24 protein-coding genes are annotated in these 20,328 nt (G+C 61.0%); 15 read left to right on the top strand and 9 right to left on the bottom strand.

The window, feature by feature from the left end; genetic code table 11:
- A partial coding sequence (locus tag CI807_RS24805) for a DUF6531 domain-containing protein (protein WP_256578619.1) occupies positions 1-1,581 on the bottom strand: 1,581 nt, incomplete at its 3' end.
- A gap of 253 nt (positions 1,582-1,834) precedes the next feature.
- On the opposite strand from CI807_RS24805, the gene CI807_RS24800 reads away from it, so the two are divergent.
- Positions 1,835-4,336, top strand: a complete 2,502-nt coding sequence (locus CI807_RS24800; protein ID WP_095016636.1) for a TonB-dependent siderophore receptor — start codon at positions 1,835-1,837, stop codon at positions 4,334-4,336.
- Positions 4,337-4,394: 58 nt separating this feature from the next.
- On the opposite strand, the gene CI807_RS24795 is transcribed toward CI807_RS24800, so the two are convergent.
- Complete coding sequence (locus CI807_RS24795; RefSeq protein WP_095016635.1) at positions 4,395-4,976, bottom strand: TIGR00730 family Rossman fold protein; 582 nt, start codon at positions 4,974-4,976, stop codon at positions 4,395-4,397.
- An 81-nt stretch (positions 4,977-5,057) separates the two neighbouring features.
- Positions 5,058-6,443, bottom strand: a complete 1,386-nt coding sequence (locus CI807_RS24790) for a PLP-dependent aminotransferase family protein (RefSeq protein WP_095016634.1) — start codon at positions 6,441-6,443, stop codon at positions 5,058-5,060.
- Positions 6,444-6,627: 184 nt separating this feature from the next.
- Here CI807_RS24790 and CI807_RS24785 point away from each other — a divergent pair, with 184 nt between their 5' ends.
- Together CI807_RS24785 and CI807_RS24780 are read left to right on the top strand one after the other, a co-directional pair.
- The gene (locus CI807_RS24785; protein ID WP_095016633.1) at positions 6,628-7,068 is read left to right on the top strand and encodes a carboxymuconolactone decarboxylase family protein; all 441 of its coding nucleotides are present in this window, start codon (positions 6,628-6,630) and stop codon (positions 7,066-7,068) included.
- 92 nt (positions 7,069-7,160) lie between these two features.
- On the top strand, positions 7,161-7,490 hold the full coding sequence (locus tag CI807_RS24780) for a hypothetical protein (protein ID WP_025999890.1): 330 nt from the start codon (positions 7,161-7,163) through the stop codon (positions 7,488-7,490).
- Between the two features lie 4 nt (positions 7,491-7,494).
- Here CI807_RS24780 and CI807_RS24775 read toward each other — a convergent pair whose 3' ends face one another.
- Positions 7,495-8,394 (bottom strand): LysR family transcriptional regulator, encoded by a 900-nt coding sequence (locus CI807_RS24775; protein ID WP_068938018.1) that lies wholly within the window; start codon positions 8,392-8,394, stop codon positions 7,495-7,497.
- A 109-nt stretch (positions 8,395-8,503) separates the two neighbouring features.
- On the opposite strand from CI807_RS24775, the gene CI807_RS24770 reads away from it, so the two are divergent.
- From CI807_RS24770 to CI807_RS24750, 5 genes are all read left to right on the top strand, one after another.
- Positions 8,504-9,541 carry an AbrB family transcriptional regulator gene (locus CI807_RS24770; protein WP_095016632.1) on the top strand — a complete coding sequence of 346 codons (1,038 nt, stop codon included), beginning with the start codon at positions 8,504-8,506 and terminating at the stop codon, positions 9,539-9,541.
- A gap of 65 nt (positions 9,542-9,606) precedes the next feature.
- Positions 9,607-10,302, top strand: a complete 696-nt coding sequence (locus tag CI807_RS24765) for a fumarylacetoacetate hydrolase family protein (protein WP_095016631.1) — start codon at positions 9,607-9,609, stop codon at positions 10,300-10,302.
- Positions 10,303-10,338: 36 nt separating this feature from the next.
- Complete coding sequence (locus tag CI807_RS24760; protein ID WP_095016630.1) at positions 10,339-11,244, top strand: AraC family transcriptional regulator; 906 nt, start codon at positions 10,339-10,341, stop codon at positions 11,242-11,244.
- Between the two features lie 74 nt (positions 11,245-11,318).
- Positions 11,319-11,765 (top strand): GNAT family N-acetyltransferase, encoded by a 447-nt coding sequence (locus tag CI807_RS24755; RefSeq protein WP_095016629.1) that lies wholly within the window; start codon positions 11,319-11,321, stop codon positions 11,763-11,765.
- Positions 11,766-11,769: 4 nt separating this feature from the next.
- Entirely contained in the window at positions 11,770-12,030 is a 261-nt protein-coding gene (locus CI807_RS24750) for a hypothetical protein (protein ID WP_095016628.1), read from the top strand.
- Between the two features lie 266 nt (positions 12,031-12,296).
- Here CI807_RS24750 and CI807_RS24745 read toward each other — a convergent pair whose 3' ends face one another.
- Positions 12,297-13,241 carry a diguanylate cyclase domain-containing protein gene (locus tag CI807_RS24745; RefSeq protein ID WP_095017618.1) on the bottom strand — a complete coding sequence of 315 codons (945 nt, stop codon included), beginning with the start codon at positions 13,239-13,241 and terminating at the stop codon, positions 12,297-12,299.
- Between the two features lie 246 nt (positions 13,242-13,487).
- On the opposite strand from CI807_RS24745, the gene CI807_RS24740 reads away from it, so the two are divergent.
- Entirely contained in the window at positions 13,488-13,736 is a 249-nt protein-coding gene (locus CI807_RS24740) for a DUF1652 domain-containing protein (RefSeq protein ID WP_095016627.1), read from the top strand.
- Here CI807_RS24740 and CI807_RS31515 read toward each other — a convergent pair.
- Positions 13,733-13,873 carry a hypothetical protein gene (locus tag CI807_RS31515; protein WP_016977107.1) on the bottom strand — a complete coding sequence of 47 codons (141 nt, stop codon included), beginning with the start codon at positions 13,871-13,873 and terminating at the stop codon, positions 13,733-13,735. The genes CI807_RS24740 and CI807_RS31515 overlap by 4 nt on opposite strands.
- Positions 13,874-14,086: 213 nt before the next feature.
- Between CI807_RS31515 and CI807_RS24735 the strand changes: the two genes are divergently transcribed.
- From CI807_RS24735 to CI807_RS24715, 5 genes are all read left to right on the top strand, one after another.
- Positions 14,087-14,398 (top strand): YXWGXW repeat-containing protein, encoded by a 312-nt coding sequence (locus tag CI807_RS24735; protein WP_095016626.1) that lies wholly within the window; start codon positions 14,087-14,089, stop codon positions 14,396-14,398.
- A gap of 15 nt (positions 14,399-14,413) precedes the next feature.
- Positions 14,414-14,992, top strand: coding sequence for an RNA polymerase sigma factor (locus CI807_RS24730; RefSeq protein ID WP_095016625.1), 579 nt, complete (start codon positions 14,414-14,416; stop codon positions 14,990-14,992).
- The gene (locus tag CI807_RS24725; RefSeq protein WP_095016624.1) at positions 14,989-15,420 is read left to right on the top strand and encodes a hypothetical protein; all 432 of its coding nucleotides are present in this window, start codon (positions 14,989-14,991) and stop codon (positions 15,418-15,420) included. Before CI807_RS24730 ends, CI807_RS24725 begins: the two co-directional genes overlap by 4 nt.
- Positions 15,417-15,911, top strand: coding sequence for a periplasmic heavy metal sensor (locus CI807_RS24720; RefSeq protein ID WP_095016623.1), 495 nt, complete (start codon positions 15,417-15,419; stop codon positions 15,909-15,911). Before CI807_RS24725 ends, CI807_RS24720 begins: the two co-directional genes overlap by 4 nt.
- 155 nt (positions 15,912-16,066) lie before the next feature.
- Complete coding sequence (locus tag CI807_RS24715; RefSeq protein ID WP_157742077.1) at positions 16,067-16,243, top strand: hypothetical protein; 177 nt, start codon at positions 16,067-16,069, stop codon at positions 16,241-16,243.
- Positions 16,244-16,413: 170 nt separating this feature from the next.
- Here CI807_RS24715 and CI807_RS24710 read toward each other — a convergent pair whose 3' ends face one another.
- Positions 16,414-16,728, bottom strand: coding sequence for an SCP2 sterol-binding domain-containing protein (locus CI807_RS24710; protein ID WP_095016621.1), 315 nt, complete (start codon positions 16,726-16,728; stop codon positions 16,414-16,416).
- 56 nt (positions 16,729-16,784) lie between these two features.
- Complete coding sequence (locus CI807_RS24705; protein WP_095016620.1) at positions 16,785-17,495, bottom strand: histidine phosphatase family protein; 711 nt, start codon at positions 17,493-17,495, stop codon at positions 16,785-16,787.
- 193 nt (positions 17,496-17,688) lie between these two features.
- Here CI807_RS24705 and sohB point away from each other — a divergent pair, with 193 nt between their 5' ends.
- Positions 17,689-18,714, top strand: coding sequence for a protease SohB (sohB, locus tag CI807_RS24700; protein WP_095016619.1), 1,026 nt, complete (start codon positions 17,689-17,691; stop codon positions 18,712-18,714).
- Between the two features lie 6 nt (positions 18,715-18,720).
- Here the strand turns inward: sohB and CI807_RS24695 are convergent, their stop codons facing one another.
- On the bottom strand, positions 18,721-20,256 hold the full coding sequence (locus tag CI807_RS24695; protein ID WP_095016618.1) for an MFS transporter: 1,536 nt from the start codon (positions 20,254-20,256) through the stop codon (positions 18,721-18,723).
- Positions 20,257-20,328: the final 72 nt, after the last annotated feature.

The following is a 20,328-nucleotide window of genomic DNA, read 5'->3' as shown; positions in this document are numbered from 1 at the left end:
GCGCAACCGGTTGTCATACGCATCGCTGATCGCCGTCAGCACACCGTCGCGGAAGTGGTAGAAATGAGATGCTTGGGCAAGTATCAATTCATCGGGAAAAGTACCGAGATAGATCGCCGCTTCAGCCAGGCTGTTGGTAATCGCAGGCCGAGTAACAGAAGGCAAGGGCAGGGTAGTCGAGCGATTCTCATGATCGGTCCACACCACCGAATTCCCGGCAACACTCAACCGATGCGCCAGCGAGTGACTCCAACCAAACCCCAGCCCGCAATCCACTTCCACCGCACTGGTGCGATACAACCGGGTCCACTCAAACGGCAAGATCCCATCTAACGCGCCATCGGTGAGGGTCAGCAGTTCCTCGCCCGTGACCATCGACACCGGGCAGCCGTTGGTGGCCGTCTTGTCCGAAGACGCCGCCGCATCCCCAGCCGGATTCTTCCCAACCGCAGGCACATCATCCACATGCTCCGCCTGCTTCAGCATCGCGTTCTGCCGCGCCTTCCAGCGCATCTGCAGCCTGCCTTGCTTCAACCCACCAACCACCCCGCGAACCGCGACCGCCTTGTAGCGATCCACGGCCTGCATGAACTTCGTCAGAATCCCCAAAAGTCCCCTGACAAAACCCGTCGCCGCCTCAAGAATCTGCCCGCCATACTTGACCAACCGCAGGCTCAAATACGCCACACCCGCCGCTGGCAGGGCGATGGTCAACACCACGCCAATCACCAGGTCAATCAGCAACGACACCACAAACCCAGCCGCCATCTCAGCCATTTGACCGGGCGGCAATGCGTCCAACCAGATCATCGCCGTGCGCAGCATCAGGAACAGCGCCGCTTCATCACTGGCCAGCAGCATCGCCTGTTCCATGACTTTGGGCGCATCGGTGGCGAGCTGCGCCAACTTGGCGGCCTGATCACCCAATTGCTCGACGTACTTCAGCGGGTCATCAAGAATCGCCTGCACCCGCTTGATGCTGTCCCACACATCACGAATCGCCGCCCAACTGCCCGCCAGTACGCCGCTGCCAATCGCGCTGGCGGTGGACTGCTCCCAGCGCGGTTTAAAACCCGACCACTGCGCCCGAAGCCACTGCTCCAGATCCCCGGTCAGCCCAGCGTAAGACGCAAACAACGCGTCCACTTGCTCAGCAGAAACGCCGCCCTGCACTCGCACCTGATACCGGCCACCCGCGGCACAGTGGTGCGAGCCTTTGCCTTGTTCATCCAGCATGACCACCGCGGAACTGCCGTCATCCAGCCCGATCACCTCCACCGGGATGTTGCCAATCGGCACGTCATACACCGACTCGAACAGGCTGTCGATCTTCAGCTCGCCGCCCACCGCGCACTGGACCACGGTCGAAAAGTCGGCATCCGCAATGCTCACCACCCGCTGCGAATCCCCCACCCGCAACACCCGATCCATCCCCAGCAGCGACGGCATGTCTAGCCCATGGCTCACCGAATCCAGCGCACGCGAATACCAGGCGTCCATCTGCTGGCGATAAATCACCAGGCTCTGATGGAAGCCATCCAGCTCAAATTCGATCAGGGCAATGTGGGAAGGGGGGGTCATCCGTGACGTCTCGGCAAAGGGCAAGGCGTCGGAGCATGCCGCAGCAAAACGCAGCGGGATGAACGGTTGAGAAATTCAGAAATGGCTGACTGATCACGGGAAAAAGCCGCAAAAAACCAACCCAAAGGGCTACACGAAAAAGCGACAAAGCTGATTGCAGCGCGGCAGCTTAAATAAAAATCGCTCTCATCCTTGCCCGATTTCCCGACATGGCCGTCATGGTTTATAGAACCTCCCTTACGCAGGATTTCCCATGTCGCGCCTTGCTCGTCCCTTGCACCCACTGGCCTTGTCAGTGGCGATGGCTTTTGCCGCCGTGCCGTTGCTGACCGTCCAGCCTTCCTTTGCCGAAGAGACCAGCAGCGCCGTGCGCAGTTTCTCGATTCCCGCCGGTGACTTGAGCCAGGCGCTCAATAGCCTGGCCGAGCAGGCGGGCCTGGTGCTGGCGTTTGATGCAAGCCTGACCCGTGGCAAGCGCAGCAAGGCTCTGAGTGGGCAGTACGATACTGATGTGGCACTGAACCAGTTGCTCGCCGGCAGCGGCTTGCAAGCCTTGAAACTCTCCGCCGACCGCTACCGCCTGGAAGCCATCCCGGATAACGGCGGGGCCATGGAGTTGCAGGCCACCACCATCAGCGGCGCATACCAGACTGAAAGCCCGACCGGGCCCGTGTCCGGTTATGTGGCCACGCGCAGCTTGTCGGGCACCAAGACCGACACCGCGCTGATCGAAACCCCGCAGTCGATCTCCATCGTCACCAAAGACCAGATGCGTGCGCAAAACGCCGAGAGCCTCAACCAGATCCTGCGCTACAGCGCCGCCGTCATTCCGGAAACCCGTGGCGCCACCGCATCGCGCCTGGACCAGTTGACTATCCGGGGTTTCTCTCCGGCCACTTATCTCGATGGCCTGCGCATGCCCTCGAGCCGTGACGCCTTGCCGCAAAAGGACGCCTTTGACCTGGAACGCGTTGAAGTGCTGCGCGGTCCGGCCTCGGTGCTTTACGGGCAGGGTACGCCGAGCGGCGTGATCAACATGGTCAGCAAACGCCCGCTGGACACGCCGTTTCACGAAGTGGGTGTGGAATACGGCACCTTCAACAAGAAACGCACGACCTTCGATTTGAGCGGCCCGTTGGACGATCAGGGCGTGTATTCCTACCGCGTGGCCGGGCTTTTCGACGATGCCGACGGGCAGGTAGAACACACCGAAACGCGCCGCCAGTCGCTCTCCAGCGCCTTCACCTGGCGCCCGGACGACGCGACCTCGCTGACCCTGCTCGGGCATTTCCAGAAGGACCCCAAAGGCGCGTCCTACGGTTCGGTGCCGGCCTGGGGCTCGGTGCTGCACAGCCCAACCGGGCGCAGCATCGATGTGGACTTCTACGACGGCGAAAAGAATTTCGAGAAAAGTGACCGCGAGTACTACAGCATCGGCTGGGCATTCGAGCATCACTTCGATGACGTGTGGACCGTGCGCCAGAATGCGCGCTACCTGCGCAGCGAAGGCCAGTATCGCAGTCTCTACAGCAACTACCTGATGGCGGATTACCGCACCATCCGCCGTTCGACCATTGCCAGCGATGTCGACCTGGATGCCTACACCCTCGACAACCAGGTGCAGGCCAAATTCGACACCGGCCCGTTGCAGCACACCTTGTTGATGGGGCTTGATTACCAGAACACCAGCACCGACACCAAGTCCGGCTCGGGCGTTTACACCGCTGGCCCGACCCTGGATATCTTCAATCCGGTCTATGGCGCGGCGGTCCCGGTGCCGGCCTACACCACCGACGGTACCTCGCGCAGTGAGCAGACTGGCGTGTACCTGCAAGAACAGATGAAGTGGGACAAATGGGTCCTGTTGCTGGGCGGGCGCTATGACTGGGCCAGCACGGACAGCAGCACCAAGACGATTCGCACCGGCGCCAAATCCGAGTCGTCCCTGGACAGCAAGGCGTTTACCGGCCGTATCGGCCTGGTCTATCTGTTTGATAATGGCCTGGCACCCTATGCCAGCTACGCCGAGTCATTCAACCCGCAGTCGGGCACCGGCTACGGCGGTTCAGTGTTCAAGCCGACCGAAGGCAAGCAGTACGAAATCGGCATCAAGTACCAGCCGCCAGGCAGCAACAGCTTTATCACCGCGGCGATCTTCGACCTGCGCCAGACCAACGTGCTGACCACCGACCCGGACCCGACTCATCTGTGCGGCTCCGGACGTTGCCAGAGCCAGGACGGTGAAGTGCAATCCCGTGGCTTTGAGCTGGAAGGCAAGGCCAGCCTCAACGACAACCTGGACATCACCGCGGCCTACGCCTACCTGGACAACCGCATCAGCAAGTCCAACAACACCGTGCGGTATGCGCCCATCAGCGACATCGGCGTAGGCCCGGCCATCGCGGCTGAAGGCACCACCACCTACGGCGTGCCACGTCACACCGCCTCGGCGTGGGCCGATTACACCTTCCACGATGGCAACCTCAAGGGCTTCGGTGCCGGTGCGGGGGCTCGGTATGTTGGCTCGTCCTGGGGCGATACGGCTAACACCCTCAAGGTGCCGGGCTACACCCTGTTCGATGCAGCCGTGCACTACGACATCCCGAACATCACCAGCCTGAAGGACAACCTGCGCCTGGCGCTCAATGCCACCAACCTGGCGAATAAAGAGTACGTTGCGTCCTGCTACTCCTATTCGTGGTGCTGGTATGGCTCGCAGCGCACCGTGCAGGCGAGCGCGACCTACCAGTGGTGAAGTAAAAAAAGGCCTTGGCGAAAGGATTCGGGAGCAGCATCGCCAAGGCCGAAACGGGCTAGCGCTTAGCGGGCTCGATCCATTTGTTGACCACCGGCGCCTGCCACTGCCCAAGTGCATCGAGCAGGGCGCCGGGGTTGTCTTCGACGATCAGCATCTGGCAGTGTTCTGCCTTGATGAAGCCTTCCTGCACGCCGTGCGCGAACAGGCTCTGCAATGGCGCGAAGAACTGTGCAGTATTCAGGCAGGCCACGCCTTTGTGGTGCTCGCCCAATTGCGTCAAGGTCATCGCTTCCAGCAATTCTTCAAAGGTGCCTAGGCCGCCGGGCAGGGCGATAAACCCATCGGCCAGTTCGCTCATGCGCGCTTTGCGGCTGCGCATGTCTTCGGTGATTTCATAGGCGCTGAGCCCAGGATGCATGTGCCCGAGTTCATGCAGCAATCGGGTGATGACGCCGATCACTTCGCCACCCTCGGCCAGTGCGCTGTCGGCAATCACGCCCATCAGGCCTTTGGCACTGCCGCCGTAGACCAGGCGAATACCGCGCCAGGCGATTTCACGGCCCAGGGCTTTGGCGTCTTCACTGTAGCGAGGGTGGGTGCCGAAGTTGGAGCCGCAAAACACCGTGAGACTGCGCATCAGAATTCCTGGTTGGGGGTAGGGCGTTGCAGTTTCACGCCTGTTGGCCGACAAGCACAGCGCCAAGAAATCGCCTGATGACTAGGCCACCCAGCATTCCAGGAGGCGCCGGCCCAATGCTTCGGCGCTGGCCTGGGAGTCGATGTTGGCAAACCCCAACAGCAGGCCGGGACCGGTTTGCTGCACGACATTCCATTCGCTCAAGGCTTCTGCGAAGAGACCGACGCTCGCCAGTTTCTGCACCAGCAGACGGTCTGATTGCGGGGTCTTGAACCGCAGGATCAGGTGCATCCCGCCAGGTTGTGCATCAATGGAAATATGCGCGCCCAATACCTTGCGCAACCCGTTGGCGGTGGCTTCGCGGCGCTCGCCGTACAGCTTGCGCATGCGCTGGATGTGCCGGGCGAAATGCCCTTCGGCAATAAAACTGGCGACGATGGCCTGGGTCAGTTCCGGGCAGTTGCCGAGGAAGCTCTGGCTGACCTGCTCGAAACGCCCGACCTGGGAAACGGGCACAACCAGATACGCCAGGCGAATGCCGGGGAACAGCACTTTGCTGAAGGTACCCGCGTAAAGCACCCGACCCTCGCGGTCCAGGCTCTTGAGGGCAGGTAATGGGCGGCTGACGTAACGGTACTCGCCGTCGTAGTCGTCCTCGATGATCCAGGCCTGTTCACGGCGGGCCCAGTCCAGCAGTTCCAGGCGGCGCGGCAGCGACAGCGACACACACAGCGGGCTTTGATGGGCCGGGGTGACGACCACGGCGCGGGCGGCGCTGAGGTGCTGTACGCAGAGGCCGTCCTGATCCACAGGTATGGGGATGGACTTGATCTGCAAGTGGTCCAGCAGCGGTCGTGTGGGCAGATAACCAGGGTCTTCGACCAGCACCGCGTCGCCGGGTGAGAGCAACGCATGGGTGACCAGGCTCAGCGTGTTGCGGTAGCCCGACGTGACAAAGATCTGCTCCGGCGTGCAGTGGATTCCTCGGGCCACCTGCAAGTAACTGGCGATAGCGGTGCGCAGCGAAGGCAGGCCGTAGACCGGCGGGTTGCCCATGTCCGCCAGTTGCGTGGCGCGCACGCAGCGGGCGGCGATTTTCGACCAGATCTTGCGTGGGAAAGCGTCCAGCGCTGGCAGGCCCATCTGAAAGGGCAGTACGTGTGACTGTTGTCGCACCGCGTTGTAGGGCGTGATGACCACCGGCGTAGGCTGGGCGCTCTGGATACCGTGCGCCACCACCGTGCCCGCCTGGCCGCGTGGTTCAAGGTAACCCTCGGCGGTCAGTAATGCATAAGTGCTGTCGATGGTACCGCGCGCGAGCCCCAACTCCTTGGCCAGCGCCCGCGCCGCCGGGACACGCTCGCCGGGCTTGAGCAGGCCTTCGGCGATGGCACTGCGAAAACGCCAGTAAAGCTGACGGTAGATCGGCTCGGCCGAGGTAGGGTCCAAAGGGGGCAACGTGTGCATGGGGGGAGATTTCCTGGTCGCGGCTGCCTTAACTGTAGCGGCTGCATGACCTGTACCCAAGGACCATAACTGCAACATTTGACTAGACCATCATGGTCCGGTCACCGGGCCCATTCTTGGCTCTTCAGAGGTGAGCCATGGCGCTGCAACATGGTGCCTTCACTCAACCTCGACAGGATTTATCATGACCACTCGCCTCGATTACACCCAAGCATCCCCGGAAGGCTACAAGGCTTTCGGCGGCGTTTATGTCTACCTGCAAAACTGCGGCCTGCCCAAGACGCTGATCGACCTGGTGTACCTGCGTGTTTCGCAGATCAACGGCTGCGCCTTCTGCATCGATATGCACTCGCGCGACCTGCTCAAGCAAGGCCTGGCCGTTGACAAGCTGGTGCTGGTGCCGGTGTGGCACGACGCTCGTGATGTGTTCACCGCCCGCGAACGCATCGCCCTGGCTTTCGCTGAAGCGGTCACCCGCAGCGACGTCTCGGACGCAGAGTACGCAGCGGCCGCCGCCGAGTTCAGCGCCAAGGAGCTGGCCGACCTGACTTACGGCATTGCCTTGATGAACGCCTTCAACCGCCTGGGCATCACCTTTCGCACCACGCCGGCTGCGGCCAACTGAAACCTTGCGTAATAAGGCAATTTAATGGCCCCTTTGTAACCAAATCCTCGCCAGAATCGCTTTTATTTTCAGGTGGTTAGGTGAGGATGCAAATGCGCTCTGTTGGAATCATGCTGATCGCCTGCTCCCTGGCCGGCGGCGCGGCTGCCGTGCAGGCACGGGAGCTGCGCGAGGGTGACAAGTACATGTGCAGTTGGGGCGCCGGCACCGCCGCCAGGGCCCAGGAACTCAAGCTGTCGGGCGTGTCGTTATACGCGGCGCGGCAGAAGATCCAAAGCATGAAGTTCAGCAAATCCTGGATGCGCATGATGGCCATGGGCATTACCGAACAGACCTACGACAGCCGTTCACGGCTCAAACCCGAGGCGATCCGCCAGGGCTTCTATCAGGATTGCGTGCGCTACAAAGTCGCACGCAAATAACGGCTTAACGTGACAGCGGCGAGCTGGCGTCTTCCTGGAAATACACCTTCGCCGTCTCAATAAACCGCCGATTGGCCTGGGACAGGTATTCGCTGGCGCGCCAGCACAGGTTGAAGTGCATGAACTGCGCCGGCTCGAATGAAACGCCGGCCAACCCTGGCTCTTGCTCCTGCACCGACCGCAGCAGGGTGGACACGCCCATGCCGTTGCGCGTGGCGGTAATCACCAGCGGCACGAAGTTGCTTTCCAAGGCGATGTTGAAACGCACGCGGGCGTTGCTGCAAAAGGCGTCCAGCAGATGGCGTTGCAGGAAGGTGTTGTCGAACACCAGCATCGGTTCGTGTTGCAACCGCTGCGCCGAGATAGACGAGAGGCCCGCCAGCGGGTGATCTTCGGCCATGCACAACACCATCTCATCGCTGCCGAGCAGCACCGACTCCCACGCCGGATCAACCCGCCGCGATTCCAACAACGCCACATCGATGTCCCGCGTGGCCAGGCGTTCGCTGATGTCATCGGCGCTGCCTTCCACCACATGCATGGCAATTCCAGGGTATTGGGCGCGAAATTGCATCAGCAGGTCGGGAATATGGCGGATGCCGTACATGGGCGGCACGCCCACGCGGATTTCGCCGCTGTGCAGTTGGGTCAGGTCCTGCAATTCACGGCGGGCACCGGCCAAGCCTTCAAGGCACGCCTCGGCGCGTGCCAGGAACAGCTGGCCTTCGGCAGTCACGCTGATCTGCCGCGTCGCGCGGTTGAACAGGGCCACGCCCAACTCATCCTCCAACCGGCTCACCGCCATGCTCAGCGCCGGCTGTGCAACGTGCAACGCCTGGGCGGCCTTGGTGAAGCTGCCTTGGCGGGCGATCTCGACGCAGTACTCCAGCGCTTTCAGGTTCATGACGGCTCGCATAACAAAGAGTGATGACTGGCTTCACAAATAGATATTTTCTGTGATGAGAGCAAGTCTATAGCCTGTCGGCATTCTTCTCCATGCCGAGTCCCCCTCCATGCCCAACCATTGGCTCTTCACACTGATTATCGGCGCGCTGGGCGGCAGTCTTGCCAGTTGGGCGGGGTGGCCGTTGCCCTGGGTGATCGGTTCGCTGGTCGCCGTGATGCTGACCCGTTGCGCCGGCAGCCTGGTGCCGGAAATTCCCCATGGCCGCCAAGCCGGGCAACTCATCGTGGCGGTTGCCATCGGCTGTCATTTCACCCTGCCGGTGATGCAGCAAGTGGCGGCCCACCTTGGGCTGATCGTCACGGCGGTGTTGCTCACGCTGGTACTGGCGCTGTGTTCGGTGCTGATCCTGCATCGCTGGGGCGTGCCGCTCAGCACAGCGTTCTTCGCCTTGATGCCGGCCAACTCCAGCGAGATGGTGCACCTGGGCCGCCAACGCCAGGCGGACACCAGTTTTATTGCCGCCGCCCATAGCATCCGATTGTTGCTGATTCTTTTGACGGTGCCGGCTGTCGCCACTTTCGGCATGCCCCCCGTCGCTGCGCATGCGCCATTGCCGGTGATCTGGCCCTGGCTGATCTTCATCCTCGCCGTCGGCTGGCTGGCGGCCCTGGGTTTCAAGCAGTGCAAGTTGCCTAACCCCTGGACCTTCGGGCCGTTCCTGATTTGCGCGGTGGGGGTGGGCTGCAATCACCTGTCGATGAGCATGCCGGGTTGGCTCAGTGGCAGCGGCCAGTTGCTGATCGGCTGCGCATTGGGCGTTGCGTTTGACCGCAGTTTCTTTCAGCGCGCACCGGGTCTGCTGGGCAAGGTGCTGCTGCTATTGACCGGTTCGGTGATCGCCAGCGCATTGGCCGCCTGGGCCCTCGGTGCCGGGTTGGGCATGCCGTGGCTGTCGCTGGCCTTGGGCATGATGCCCGGCAGCGCGCCGGAAATGAGCCTCACCGCCGAGGCCCTGGGCCTGGCCGTGACCCTGGTGACGGCGATGCAGGTGATCCGCATGTTGCTGATCCAGGCGGCGTGCCTGCCGTTGTATCGCCTGTTGGATCGGCCATCTGAAGCACCGGCCAGTGCAAAATCTGCGTAAACCTGTCCAACTTCGCCCCGGCGCCACTCGCCATACTGGCGCCAGGTAACGACGAGGCCCAAGCCATGACTGACTATGTATTCACCCCGACGCCCATCCCATCCCTGGCCGTGCAGGGCAGCGAAGCCCGCTTCCCGCTGCGCCGGGTGTTCTGTGTGGGCCGTAACTACAGCGAACACGCCCGTGAGATGGGGCATGACCCGGACCGCGAGCCGCCGTTCTTCTTCATGAAACCGGCGGATGCCGTGGTGCCGGCCGAAGGCGTGATCGCCTATCCGCCGCTGACCGCCGACCTGCACCACGAAGTGGAACTGGTGGTGGCCATCGGCAAGGGCGGAGTGGACATCAGCCCGGAACAGGCGTTTTCCCACATCTGGGGGTATGGCGTCGGCATCGACCTTACCCGTCGCGACCTGCAAGCCCAGGCGAAGAAGCTTTCACGTCCGTGGGAATGGGCCAAGGCTTTCGATGAGTCTGCGCCGACCACGGCGTTGCAACCGGTGAGCGCTGTAGGGCATCCCTCCAGCGGAAAAATCTGGCTCAAGGTCAATGGCGAACAGCGCCAAGTCGGCGACCTGGCCGACCAGATCTGGTCCGTCAGTGAAGTGATCAGCCATGCCTCCAAATCCGTTGCACTGAAGGCCGGCGATTTGATCTTTACCGGCACCCCGGTGGGCGTCGGCACCTTGCAACCGGGCGATGTCGTCACCGCCGGCATCGACGGCATCGGCGAGTTGCGTTTCACCCTCAGCCAGGGTTGAGGCTACAGTGGTGCCCAGGCCACCCGAGAGACCGTTATGCCAGGCACCCGCGTCACCACTTACGGCATGCAACAACGCAGCGACCGCCCCGACTTCTATATCCGCGACAAACGCGGGCGGGCGGCACTGACCAGCCCCCATCGCCATGAGTATTTCCAGATCCAGATCAACCTCGGCGGCGACACCGTGCAGCATATCGGCGGCGCGGTGCGGCCGTTTCCGCGCAAAGCCCTAGCGTTCATCCTGCCCCATCGCTTGCATGTGATTCCCCATCCCGAAGAGGGCGAGTTCATGCTGATCAACTTCAGCCAGGCGTTCTTCCTACCGCAGCTCACCTGCGATCCCCTGGACCTGGAAGACATTCCCATCGGCCAGGCGCCGGAGCTGTCGCCGTTTCGCTTCCAGGAGCAGTTGGACTTCATTCTCGAAGACGCGGCGTTCGAGCAGGTGCAAACCTGGCTTGCCCACATGCGCGAACTCGATGCCCACCGCACCTTCGGCGCCCGCGAACGCCTCAAGGGCTACTTGTTTCAACTGATCGGCCTGGTCTGCGAACAGTACGCCGAGCCGTTGCAGGCCTTCGCTGCCAACAATGCCACGCGGCGTGGACGCAAGGATGCATTGGCGCGGGTGCAGGGCTATATTCGCGAGCACCTGCATGAACCCACCCTCAACCTCACGGATGCAGCGGCGGCGGCGTTCCTGTCGCCCAACTACCTCACTCACCTGTTGCGCAAGGAAACCGGCAAACCCTTCTCGCAACTGGTGCTCGACCGCCGCATGCAGTTGGCGCGCACCTTGTTGCTCAACAGTGCGCAGATGATTGGCGTTGTCGCGCACCGCTGCGGTTTTACCGATGAGGCGTATTTTTCCCGGTGTTTCCGCAAGGCCCATGGCGTGGCACCGGGGCAATTCCGACGGCAGCAGCGCGAGGCTCTGTAGGGCGTTTTACAAATCCACGACATTCACTGTGTTTCTATTTGCATACAATTGCGCCCTCTACTAGGGAGGCCAGTATGCAAACGCTCATCCGCCTGGCGACGCAGGACGATGTCGACACGCTCTTCGCCATTCGCACCTCGGTGGTGCAAAACCATTTGAGTGTCGAGCAAATGGCCGACCTGGGTATCACGCCGCAGGTGCTGGCCGACAGTATCCGCGCGGCGCCTTGCGTTTGGATCGCCGAGGTGGATGGCCAACCGGCCGCGTTTGCCATGGTCGATCAGGCCGAAGGCGAGGTGTTCGCGATGTTCGTGCGGCCGGCTTTCGAGAACCTCGGCCTGGGTCGTCAACTGATGGCCGTGGCCGAGGCTGCGCTGTTTGAACACCATGATCGGTTGTTCTTGATTACCGACGGCCGTGACGGAATCCGTGCCAACGGGTTTTATCAGCGGCTGGGTTGGAGCGTGGTCGGTCCAGTAGACGGGGATGACGTGCGTTACGAGAAGAGCAGGGCGCAGTAACGTCATGAACCCACCCGAGCCGCCATCGTCCAATAGCTTTCGCTACTTCGTGCTCGCCGTGCTCTGTGCTGCAGTGTTGCTGGGGATCTATTTTGTGCGGCTCAACGCCGAGGTTGACCGCGAGCGGGAAGCCGCCAACCAACGGCTGGCATTGTGCAGGCAGGTAGAAAGTGTAAGGCGTTCGGTACTGCCCAATAGTCTTGAAATACACGAAGCGTGTAAGCAATTGAATGGACGTATATCCAATAGTGTGACGCCGCTTTAATCCAATAACCCTTTTTTATAAGTGGAGATAGTGTCGGTAGTTGCACCAAAAAGTGGCACTCATAGACCGCGCTACCTTAAAAAATGTGTGGTTATTGAATGACTTACAGCGGTTTTAATCCGACGAAAGGATTAAAATAATCTTGTTACAGGTTTTTACAATCGTTACTATAGCCGGGCGTTCACCTCCCACGGTTTATGCATTTTTAAATCCCAAGTTTCCATCAGCTACTTGGGATTTTTTTTGCCTTTAATTTGACCTTCGCGTCAAACTTCATCGCCAGCGAACTCGGCGCGCATCCGCCCATTACGTTTGGCCTGATACAGCAACTTGTCGACCTCTTCGACAAATCCCAGCATCGGGCTGTCGGGTTTCACGATCCGCGTACCGACGCCCAGGCTCAGGGTCAGCAGGTTCGACACCGCCGAAAAACCATGCTCGATCTGCTGCTGGCGGATCAGGTGCAAGCAACGCTGCGCCACCTGCCGGGCGGAATCCGCATCAGTTTCCGGCAGCAACCACACAAACTCTTCGCCGCCGATACGTGCAATGAAATCCCGTGGTCGGTTGGCCGCCTGGGACAGGGTATTTGCAACCTGGCGCAGGCATTCATCGCCTTTGATATGGCCGTAGTGGTCGTTGTACTGCTTGAAAAAATCGATATCCAGAATGATCAGCGACAGGGGCAATTGGCTGCGCTGGGCGCTGGCCCATTCGCGCTCCAGCACGGTGTCGAACATGCGCCGGTTGGCAATGCCGGTCAGGCCGTCCTGGTAGGAATATTCCTCAAGTTGTTTTTGCAGGCGCACCAGGTGTTCTTCGGTCTTCTTGCGCTCGCTGATATCGAACATGAACCCGATCAACGCCTCGACCTCGCCGTCCTTGCGCACCACATGCACCACATCGCGAATCCACACGTAGTCGCCATTCACGGTCAGCGCGCGGTAGTCCGCTTCGTGGTCCACCCCGGCGCGGGATTGCGACACGCAGAAATTCACCACGTATTCACGATCATCCGGGTGCATGCGCTCCACCCAGTCGTCCACGCTCACCCAACTCTGCGGCGTCCAACCCAGCAAGGTCTCGATCTGCGGGCCGATGTAGCTGAAGGTCATGCTCTGCCAATCAATGCGCCAAGGGATGGCCTTGGTCGACTCCAGCAAGGTCTTGTACACATCGCTGTCGGGCTGGCTCGGAGGGTCGATGCTCATGATGGATTGGCTCAGATGATGGCGAAAAGCCAAGAGCGTCTTGTGATCCACGCTTTGAGTCAAGCCCTCGCCGGAGCAGCAGACGAGAGGTCGAAAAGCGGGTTTTCTGGCGTCAGTGATTCGGCGTTTTCGGGGCGAAATGAGGCATGGCTAACACTTTTGCATTAATGCTTCCATGCCCTGTAGAACCTCATCTACTCTGTCTCCATCACAACACCTCGTGAGGCTCAGGGATGGGAACTTGTCATGATTTCAATCGCTGAATTCAACCGCATCATGGCCTCGGGTTTCCTGCCGCTGGCGTGCGATTGCACGCTCAACAGCGACGGCTCGTTGCGCATCAATATCTTCGAGCCCGTGTCCGGCCGGGTCGACCTGCTGCTGACCGGGGTGTCCCCCGAAGGTTTGGACAGCATCCGTTCCATCTCAAACCTGATTGGCGAGTTGCGCACCGAAATCAAGGCCGGGCGCCGGGGTTTTGCGGCAGTCGGCTAGCCGTTGACGCTGTGGGTCGGCGTATCGAGCGCGCCGTAATAGCGCCAGCAGCAATGGCGGTGTTCCGGCACGATCACGCAGCCGCTGAGGCTGGCGATCAGCAGTGCGGCAACCAGCAAATAAAGTCGGCGGGACATGGTGTTTCCTCTTGGGTTGATCAGCGTTAATCCTTCAACGTTGCCACCTGCGTAAATCCGTCGCGAAGCTTGCAAACCTTTCATCAAGTGCCTTCATCCCCTGGGCAATACTGCCTGCGACAATAATCTGCGCGTCCTGCGACGGATTTTTCGACACGCCCCGTTCAACCCATCAGCAACCGGCACTTTCGCCCGTTGCATGAAGGAGTTGCCATGAGACCCCTGGCCACATTGCGCTTTGCCTTGCTTGCTCCGCTGGCCCTTGCCGCGTTTGTCAGCACCCCGGTGTTTGCCCAGACCGAAATCATCATCCGCCAGGCGCCGCCACCGGAGCGTGTGGAAATGGTCCCCGTGGAGCGGCCAGGTTACGCCTGGGACCGTGGCCACTGGCGCTGGGAAGGGCGCGGCTATGGCTGGGTGCCAGGCCACTGGCAGCCGGTGATGCGCAATGCGCGGTGGGAGCCCGGCCATTGGGAAGCCCACGGTCCCAACTGGTATTGGCGCGAAGGGCATTGGAACCGCTGACCGAGAATTGCCCGATTGAAAGACTCTGATCCGGACGTTGAACTGCTCGCACGCATCGGCAACAACGAACCTGCGGCCGTCAACGAAATGGTGACGCGCAAACTGCCGCGTCTGCTGGCACTCGCCAGTCGGATCCTGGGGGATGCCGACGAAGCCAAGGACGTGGCCCAGGAAAGCTTCTTGCGCATCTGGCGCCAGGCGGCCCGTTGGCGCAGTGGCGAGGCGCGTTTCGACACGTGGCTGCATCGGGTGGCGCTCAACCTGTGCCATGACCGCTTGCGTCGGCGCAGGGAACGTCCTTTGAACGAGGAGGAGGCGCTGGAGTTGGCGGACAGCGCACCGCCTCTGGATGAACAATTGGAAAGCGCCGACCGCAATGCGCGCATGGCCGCCGCGTTGGCCGCTTTGCCCGCGCGTCAGCGCGAGGCGATTGTGTTGCAGTACTACCAGGAGCTGTCGAACATCGACGCCGCGGCCCTGATGAATATCAGCGTCGAGGCACTGGAGAGCCTGCTGTCGCGGGCCCGCCGCCAGTTGCGCAGCCAACTTGCCGATACACCCGGGCTTGCCCGCCCAGGAAGGGGAGCATCATGACACTCGAACGATTTGCTTATCTGGCCGACGCCTATGGCGCCAACCTACAGCGTTGGCCCCTGGCTGAGCGCGGGGCGGCTCAGGCGCTGCTCGACGGCGGTAATGTCAGTGCCCGTGAAGTGTTGGATCAGGCCAGTTGGCTCGACGCCCAGCTGGACAGCCATCAGCTGGCATTCACCGACCCGGCGCTGGCCCGCCAAATCCGCCAGTCAGCACCGCGCCGGATGTCGTTCTGGTCGCGCTATGCCGCTTGGCTGTCACCGGCGGGACTGGTGGGCGTGGGCATTGCCGGGGTTGTCACCGGCATGCTGGTGGCGTCCATGAGCGTGCCGCTGCCGATGGTGTCCGCCGAGGTATTACCCAGTGTGTTTGACCAGGGCGATGCGCAAGTCATCTTTACCGTCAATGCCGAGGAATCCGAGCAATGAGTACCCAATCCCTTAAACCGTGGTTGCTGGTCTCGGTGTTGCTCAATGTGTTTTTGATGGGGGGGGTGGGCGGGGCGGTTTACCACTGGATGGCCAGTGCCAAGCCTGTTGAGGCGGTGGTCAACCAGCATGGGTTGCGGCAGGCGATGGTCAAGTTGCCGCCGGAGCGGCGACGGGAACTGCGCCAGTTGTTGCGTCATAACCGTGCCGATAGCCAGCCGTTGGTGATGGCCGGGCGGGAGGCGCGGTTGGGGGTGATCAAGCAGTTGGAGGCACCGACGCTGGACCGGGATGTGCTGGTCACCGAATTGGCCAAGGCTCGCGAGGCGGATATGGCGCTTCGTGCCTTGGTGGACACCACGTTGGCGCAGTTTGCCAGCACCTTGCCCCAGGTCGATCGGCAAAAACTGGTCGAGGCATTGTACCTGCGCGGGCAGGGCAAACCTAAAGAAAGACCCATTGATCCGGCGGGATATGAGCCTCGGCCCTGAGTTGTCATGACGCTATGACACTTCTCGGGATTTCTAAGCGGGCTGATAGCCGACCACAGTCGCAAAGGCTTTTATGGAACCAAATGTTGCGATGCGCCACGTATATCTTGCTCATAGAAACCCGCATCCCGCTGGGTAGAGCTGAAGGTGAAAGAATGCCCAGTATCGATAACGTTTCCTCTGCATCGGCCCCTTCTGGTCAAAGCAACTCTTTGGATCACATTACTGATTTTGGGGGCGAGCAGGTTGATCAAATGCCGGAGCATACGCGCGTAAAACGCCCCGACGCGGAGTCCGCTGAAGTGGCCGGGCAAGGCCAGATTACCTATTAATTCATGGAGGCTGGCCCATCATTACCGACGCATCGGTTTACTGATGGGCTGGCTTCATCGCTACCACCGGCCATGGCGATGTCGACTCCCCGGTAGGGGTTACAGCTATATTGTTGGCAAAAAAAATCCCGCCTCGAGGGGCGGGATCGGGATTCAGGGTTGCCCGTGAATCAAGCCGGAAACAGTTCGCTCAGCTTCATCGCCAGCATCATGTCGCCTTCGGTGCGCAGTTTGCCGCTCATGAAGGCCTGCATGCCGTCGGTCTCGCCGCTGACGATGCCTTCCATGGTTTCGCCGTCGGTCACCAGGGTGACCTGGGCGTCTGGGTTTTCGCCTTCCAGCAGTTCGCAGGTGTTGTTTTTCACCACCAGCGAGAAGTTCTGGGTGTCGTCGATACGGAAACCGAACACCAGGTCCAGGCCGTCGGCAGCGGCTGGGTTGAATTTGGCTTTCATTGCTTCTACAGCTTTGGCTACGTCAGTCATGGTTTCGATCCTTTAGGGTAGAGTCCAGTGACCTTGGGGTCACGGTTGGCCGCAGTTCATCGGAACGTGATGAGCTGCGGCGCCTTCAACAGTTGCAAGTGGGTATGACTGTTGAAGGAAGCCAGTGCCACCTCGCGACCTCGGAATTTCAGCTGGTTGAGCGAGGTGTTAACAATTTGCCAGTTCAGTTCGAAGGCCTGCGCGGCAGGCATCCGGGTAATCAGGTGGAGCAGGGCGGTGATGGTGCCGCCCGAGGTGAACACCGCAATTTTCTGCGTGTTGTCCGCCGCTTCAAGAATGCGTTGCAAGCCACCCTGGACACGCTCCACAAAGCCCAGCCAACTCTCCAGCCCCGGTGGATCATAGGTGCCGGCCAGCCAGCGCTCGATGATCAGGGCGAAGATGCGCTGGAATTCGCTGCGGTTCTGCGCGGCATTGCGCAGGATCTCCAGGGCTTCGGGTTCGGTGGTGAGCAAATCGGGGAGCAGCGCGCGGATGATCGCGTCGGCATCGAATTCGTTGAAGGCACTGTCGATTTCCAGCGCCGGCACCGGCAGGCCAAGGGCGCTGTACTGATCGAACGCGGCGGTGGCGGTGTGCTGCTGGCGGCGCAGATCGCCGGCCACACAGCGGTCGAACGCCAGGCCCATGTCGGCCAAGTGGCGGCCGAGCACCTGTGCCTGTTCCACGCCGACGGGCGACAGGACGTCATAGTCGTCTGCACCGAAGGAGGCCTGGCCATGTCGAATCAGATAGATGCTGCCCACGTCCGTTTTCCCGGTACGTTGAAAGTCTGGCGAGGTTATGAGGATGCCTGCGAGCTGTCAATGAAAAAACATACGCTTGTTTTAAAAGCGCGTTGGAGGGCGCCTGGTGGCGGTTTGAGCACTGGCTCCCGGCAAGCCCCGTCGGTATGCTTGGGCAATCCGCGCCTGGCGCACTGCATTTGTAAGGAGAACCATGGATTTTTTGGCCGAATACGCGAGCTTTCTGGCGAAGACCGTCACTCTGGTGGTCGCTATTCTGGTGGTACTGATCAGCTTCGCGGCCCTGCGTAGCAAAGGTCGTCGCAAATCCGCCGGTCAATTGCAGGTCAGCAAACTCAATGACTTCTACAAGGGTTTGCGTGAACGCCTGGAGTCGACGCTGCTCGACAAGGACCAGCTCAAGGCCCTGCGCAAGTCCGAAGGCAAGGCCGAAAAGAAGAAGGGCAAGCAGAAAGCCGAGGCCAAGCCACGAGTGTTCGTGCTGGATTTTGATGGCGATATCAAGGCGTCGGCCACCGAGAGCCTGCGCCATGAAATCACCGCGTTGTTGAGCCTGGCCACGCCGAAGGATGAAGTGGTGCTGCGCCTGGAAAGCGGCGGTGGCATGGTCCACAGCTACGGCCTGGCTTCGTCGCAACTGGCGCGTATCCGCCAGGCCGGCGTGCCGTTGACCGTGTGCATCGACAAGGTGGCGGCCAGCGGCGGCTATATGATGGCGTGCATCGGCGAGAAGATCATCAGCGCACCGTTTGCCATCCTCGGCTCCATTGGTGTGGTGGCACAGTTGCCTAACGTCAACCGCCTGCTGAAAAAGCACGACATCGACTTCGAAGTGCTGACTGCCGGTGAGTACAAGCGCACCCTCACGGTGTTTGGTGAAAACACCGAGAAGGGCCGCGAGAAGTTCCAGGAAGACTTGGACATCACCCATCAACTGTTCAAGAACTTCGTCGCGCGTTACCGCCCGCAGTTGGCGATTGATGACGTCGCGACCGGAGAAGTGTGGCTGGGTGTTGCAGCCCTCGACAAGCAACTGGTCGATGAGCTGCAAACCAGCGACGAATACCTGGCCACCAAGGCCAAGACCGCTGAGGTGTTCCACCTGCACTATGCCGAGCGCAAGAGCTTGCAGGAGCGCGTAGGCCTGGCGGCCAGTGGTTCGGTGGACCGCGTGCTACTGACCTGGTGGAGCCGGTTGACCCAGCAGCGATTCTGGTAAAAATGCTCAGCGGTGCGCAGGTTTCAGTGAGGCCTGTTGCACTGCTGGTAGGGGGTTTCTCATTAATATCCCCACCACCAGCGCCCCCAGCAATCCCAACAACCCCGCCACCCACAGCACACCACTGAACCCGCCCACAAATGCCTGCCGTGCCAGCGGCTGCACCAACAGCCGTGCCGACTCCGGCAACAACCCCATCGCCGCCGGCATGTCACCCGCGACGACGCGTGAAGCAATACCGTTAACCTGAGCCTGCCATTGTGTGTCGATGCTTGCGCTCAACAACTGTTCGCTATGACTGCTCAATAACGCCCCATACACACCGATCGCCAACATGATCGCGCTGAAGCGCATGGTGGTGCTCATACCGGACGCCATCCCGGCACGGTCTCGCGGCACGCAGGCCATGATGTTTTTTTGCGTATCGCCATTGAGCAGACCCGCCCCGGCACCTGTCACCGCAATCGCCAAGGCAAAGGACAGGTAACCCCCTACGTTTACCGCCCAGGCGCTCAAGAGGTTGCCGCAGCCCACCAGGGTCAAGCCGGCCGCCATCATCGTTGCTGGCGCGAAACGCCCTGCCAGGCGGGCGCCAATGCGTGGGCAGATCAGCATGGTCAGCGCAAACGGCAGCATGCCCAGGCCCGAGGCGATCGCGGAGAACCCCAGGCCGTTCTGCAAGTAGAAGGGCAACAAGGTCATCATCACCTGGGCACAACCGGAGTAGGCGAACATGCCCAGCAAGGCGCCGATAAAGCGCGGGTGACGGAACAATTGCAGGTCGACCATGGGTCGCTGTTGTACACGTTCGACGACGACAAATACGCCCAGCAAGGCCGCGCCGCCTATGAGCCGGGCGTAGGTCAATGGGTTGTCCCAACCGATGCGATTGGCTTCGATCAACCCCCAGATCAGGCACAGCAGGGCGGCGCTGAAGGCCAGGCTGCCCCAAGGATCGAGTCGCGCCGACTGGGTATCGCGAGATTCCTCAATGGCGCGCAGCACCAGCGCCATCAGCCCCAGGCCCACCGGTAGGTTGAGATAGAAAATCCAGCGCCAGCCCAGGTACTCGGTGATCAAGCCGCCCAGGGTCGGTGCGGCGGTCATGGCCACGCCCATGCAGGCGCCCCAGAAGGCCCAGGCTTTTGCCCGTTCCACGTCGTCATGGAAGGTGTGGCCGATGGAGGCGAGCGCCGAGGTCAATAGCAGGGCGGCGCCGACGCCTTTGATCGCGCGTGCGATGTCCAGGAATACAGCGTTGGGGGCGGCGCCGCAGCCCAGGGAGGCCAGGATAAAAATGCTCAGCCCCCAGATCAGGGTCTTCTTGCGGCCAAAGCGGTCGGCGATGCTGCCGGCGGGCAATAACAGTGCGGCAAAGGCCAGCATATAGGCGCTGACGACCCATTCGATGTCGGCAAAGTTCGCCCCCAGGTCGCGGGCGATGCTGGGCAGCGTCACGGCGACGATGTTGGTGTCGAGCACGATCAGCGAGCAAACGCCGGATGCGGTCAGCAGTGTGAGGCGTGGACTGACCCGGTTCATGGTTGAATTACCTTGCAGGCAATACGGAGAAGGCGGTTGACGGACATCGCAAGGGCTCTTTAGTGTTCAGGT

This window comes from Pseudomonas sp. NS1(2017) (assembly GCF_002269425.1).
GTDB lineage: Bacteria > Pseudomonadota > Gammaproteobacteria > Pseudomonadales > Pseudomonadaceae > Aquipseudomonas > Aquipseudomonas reactans.
Note: the sequence above shows the minus strand (reverse complement) of the source record. Positions and strands in the feature narration are given on the sequence as shown.

Coding starts and splice junctions, on each gene's coding strand:
- CI807_RS24800 (WP_095016636.1), top strand. CDS start 1,835: ATGTCGCGCCTTGCTCGTCCCTTGCACCCACTGGCCTTGTCAGTGGCG.
- CI807_RS24795 (WP_095016635.1), bottom strand. CDS start 4,976: ATGCGCAGTCTCACGGTGTTTTGCGGCTCCAACTTCGGCACCCACCCT.
- CI807_RS24790 (WP_095016634.1), bottom strand. CDS start 6,443: ATGCACACGTTGCCCCCTTTGGACCCTACCTCGGCCGAGCCGATCTAC.
- CI807_RS24785 (WP_095016633.1), top strand. CDS start 6,628: ATGACCACTCGCCTCGATTACACCCAAGCATCCCCGGAAGGCTACAAG.
- CI807_RS24780 (WP_025999890.1), top strand. CDS start 7,161: ATGCGCTCTGTTGGAATCATGCTGATCGCCTGCTCCCTGGCCGGCGGC.
- CI807_RS24775 (WP_068938018.1), bottom strand. CDS start 8,394: ATGAACCTGAAAGCGCTGGAGTACTGCGTCGAGATCGCCCGCCAAGGC.
- CI807_RS24770 (WP_095016632.1), top strand. CDS start 8,504: ATGCCCAACCATTGGCTCTTCACACTGATTATCGGCGCGCTGGGCGGC.
- CI807_RS24765 (WP_095016631.1), top strand. CDS start 9,607: ATGACTGACTATGTATTCACCCCGACGCCCATCCCATCCCTGGCCGTG.
- CI807_RS24760 (WP_095016630.1), top strand. CDS start 10,339: ATGCCAGGCACCCGCGTCACCACTTACGGCATGCAACAACGCAGCGAC.
- CI807_RS24755 (WP_095016629.1), top strand. CDS start 11,319: ATGCAAACGCTCATCCGCCTGGCGACGCAGGACGATGTCGACACGCTC.
- CI807_RS24750 (WP_095016628.1), top strand. CDS start 11,770: ATGAACCCACCCGAGCCGCCATCGTCCAATAGCTTTCGCTACTTCGTG.
- CI807_RS24745 (WP_095017618.1), bottom strand. CDS start 13,241: ATGAGCATCGACCCTCCGAGCCAGCCCGACAGCGATGTGTACAAGACC.
- CI807_RS24740 (WP_095016627.1), top strand. CDS start 13,488: ATGATTTCAATCGCTGAATTCAACCGCATCATGGCCTCGGGTTTCCTG.
- CI807_RS31515 (WP_016977107.1), bottom strand. CDS start 13,873: ATGTCCCGCCGACTTTATTTGCTGGTTGCCGCACTGCTGATCGCCAGC.
- CI807_RS24735 (WP_095016626.1), top strand. CDS start 14,087: ATGAGACCCCTGGCCACATTGCGCTTTGCCTTGCTTGCTCCGCTGGCC.
- CI807_RS24725 (WP_095016624.1), top strand. CDS start 14,989: ATGACACTCGAACGATTTGCTTATCTGGCCGACGCCTATGGCGCCAAC.
- CI807_RS24720 (WP_095016623.1), top strand. CDS start 15,417: ATGAGTACCCAATCCCTTAAACCGTGGTTGCTGGTCTCGGTGTTGCTC.
- CI807_RS24715 (WP_157742077.1), top strand. CDS start 16,067: ATGCCCAGTATCGATAACGTTTCCTCTGCATCGGCCCCTTCTGGTCAA.
- CI807_RS24710 (WP_095016621.1), bottom strand. CDS start 16,728: ATGACTGACGTAGCCAAAGCTGTAGAAGCAATGAAAGCCAAATTCAAC.
- sohB (WP_095016619.1), top strand. CDS start 17,689: ATGGATTTTTTGGCCGAATACGCGAGCTTTCTGGCGAAGACCGTCACT.
- CI807_RS24695 (WP_095016618.1), bottom strand. CDS start 20,256: ATGAACCGGGTCAGTCCACGCCTCACACTGCTGACCGCATCCGGCGTT.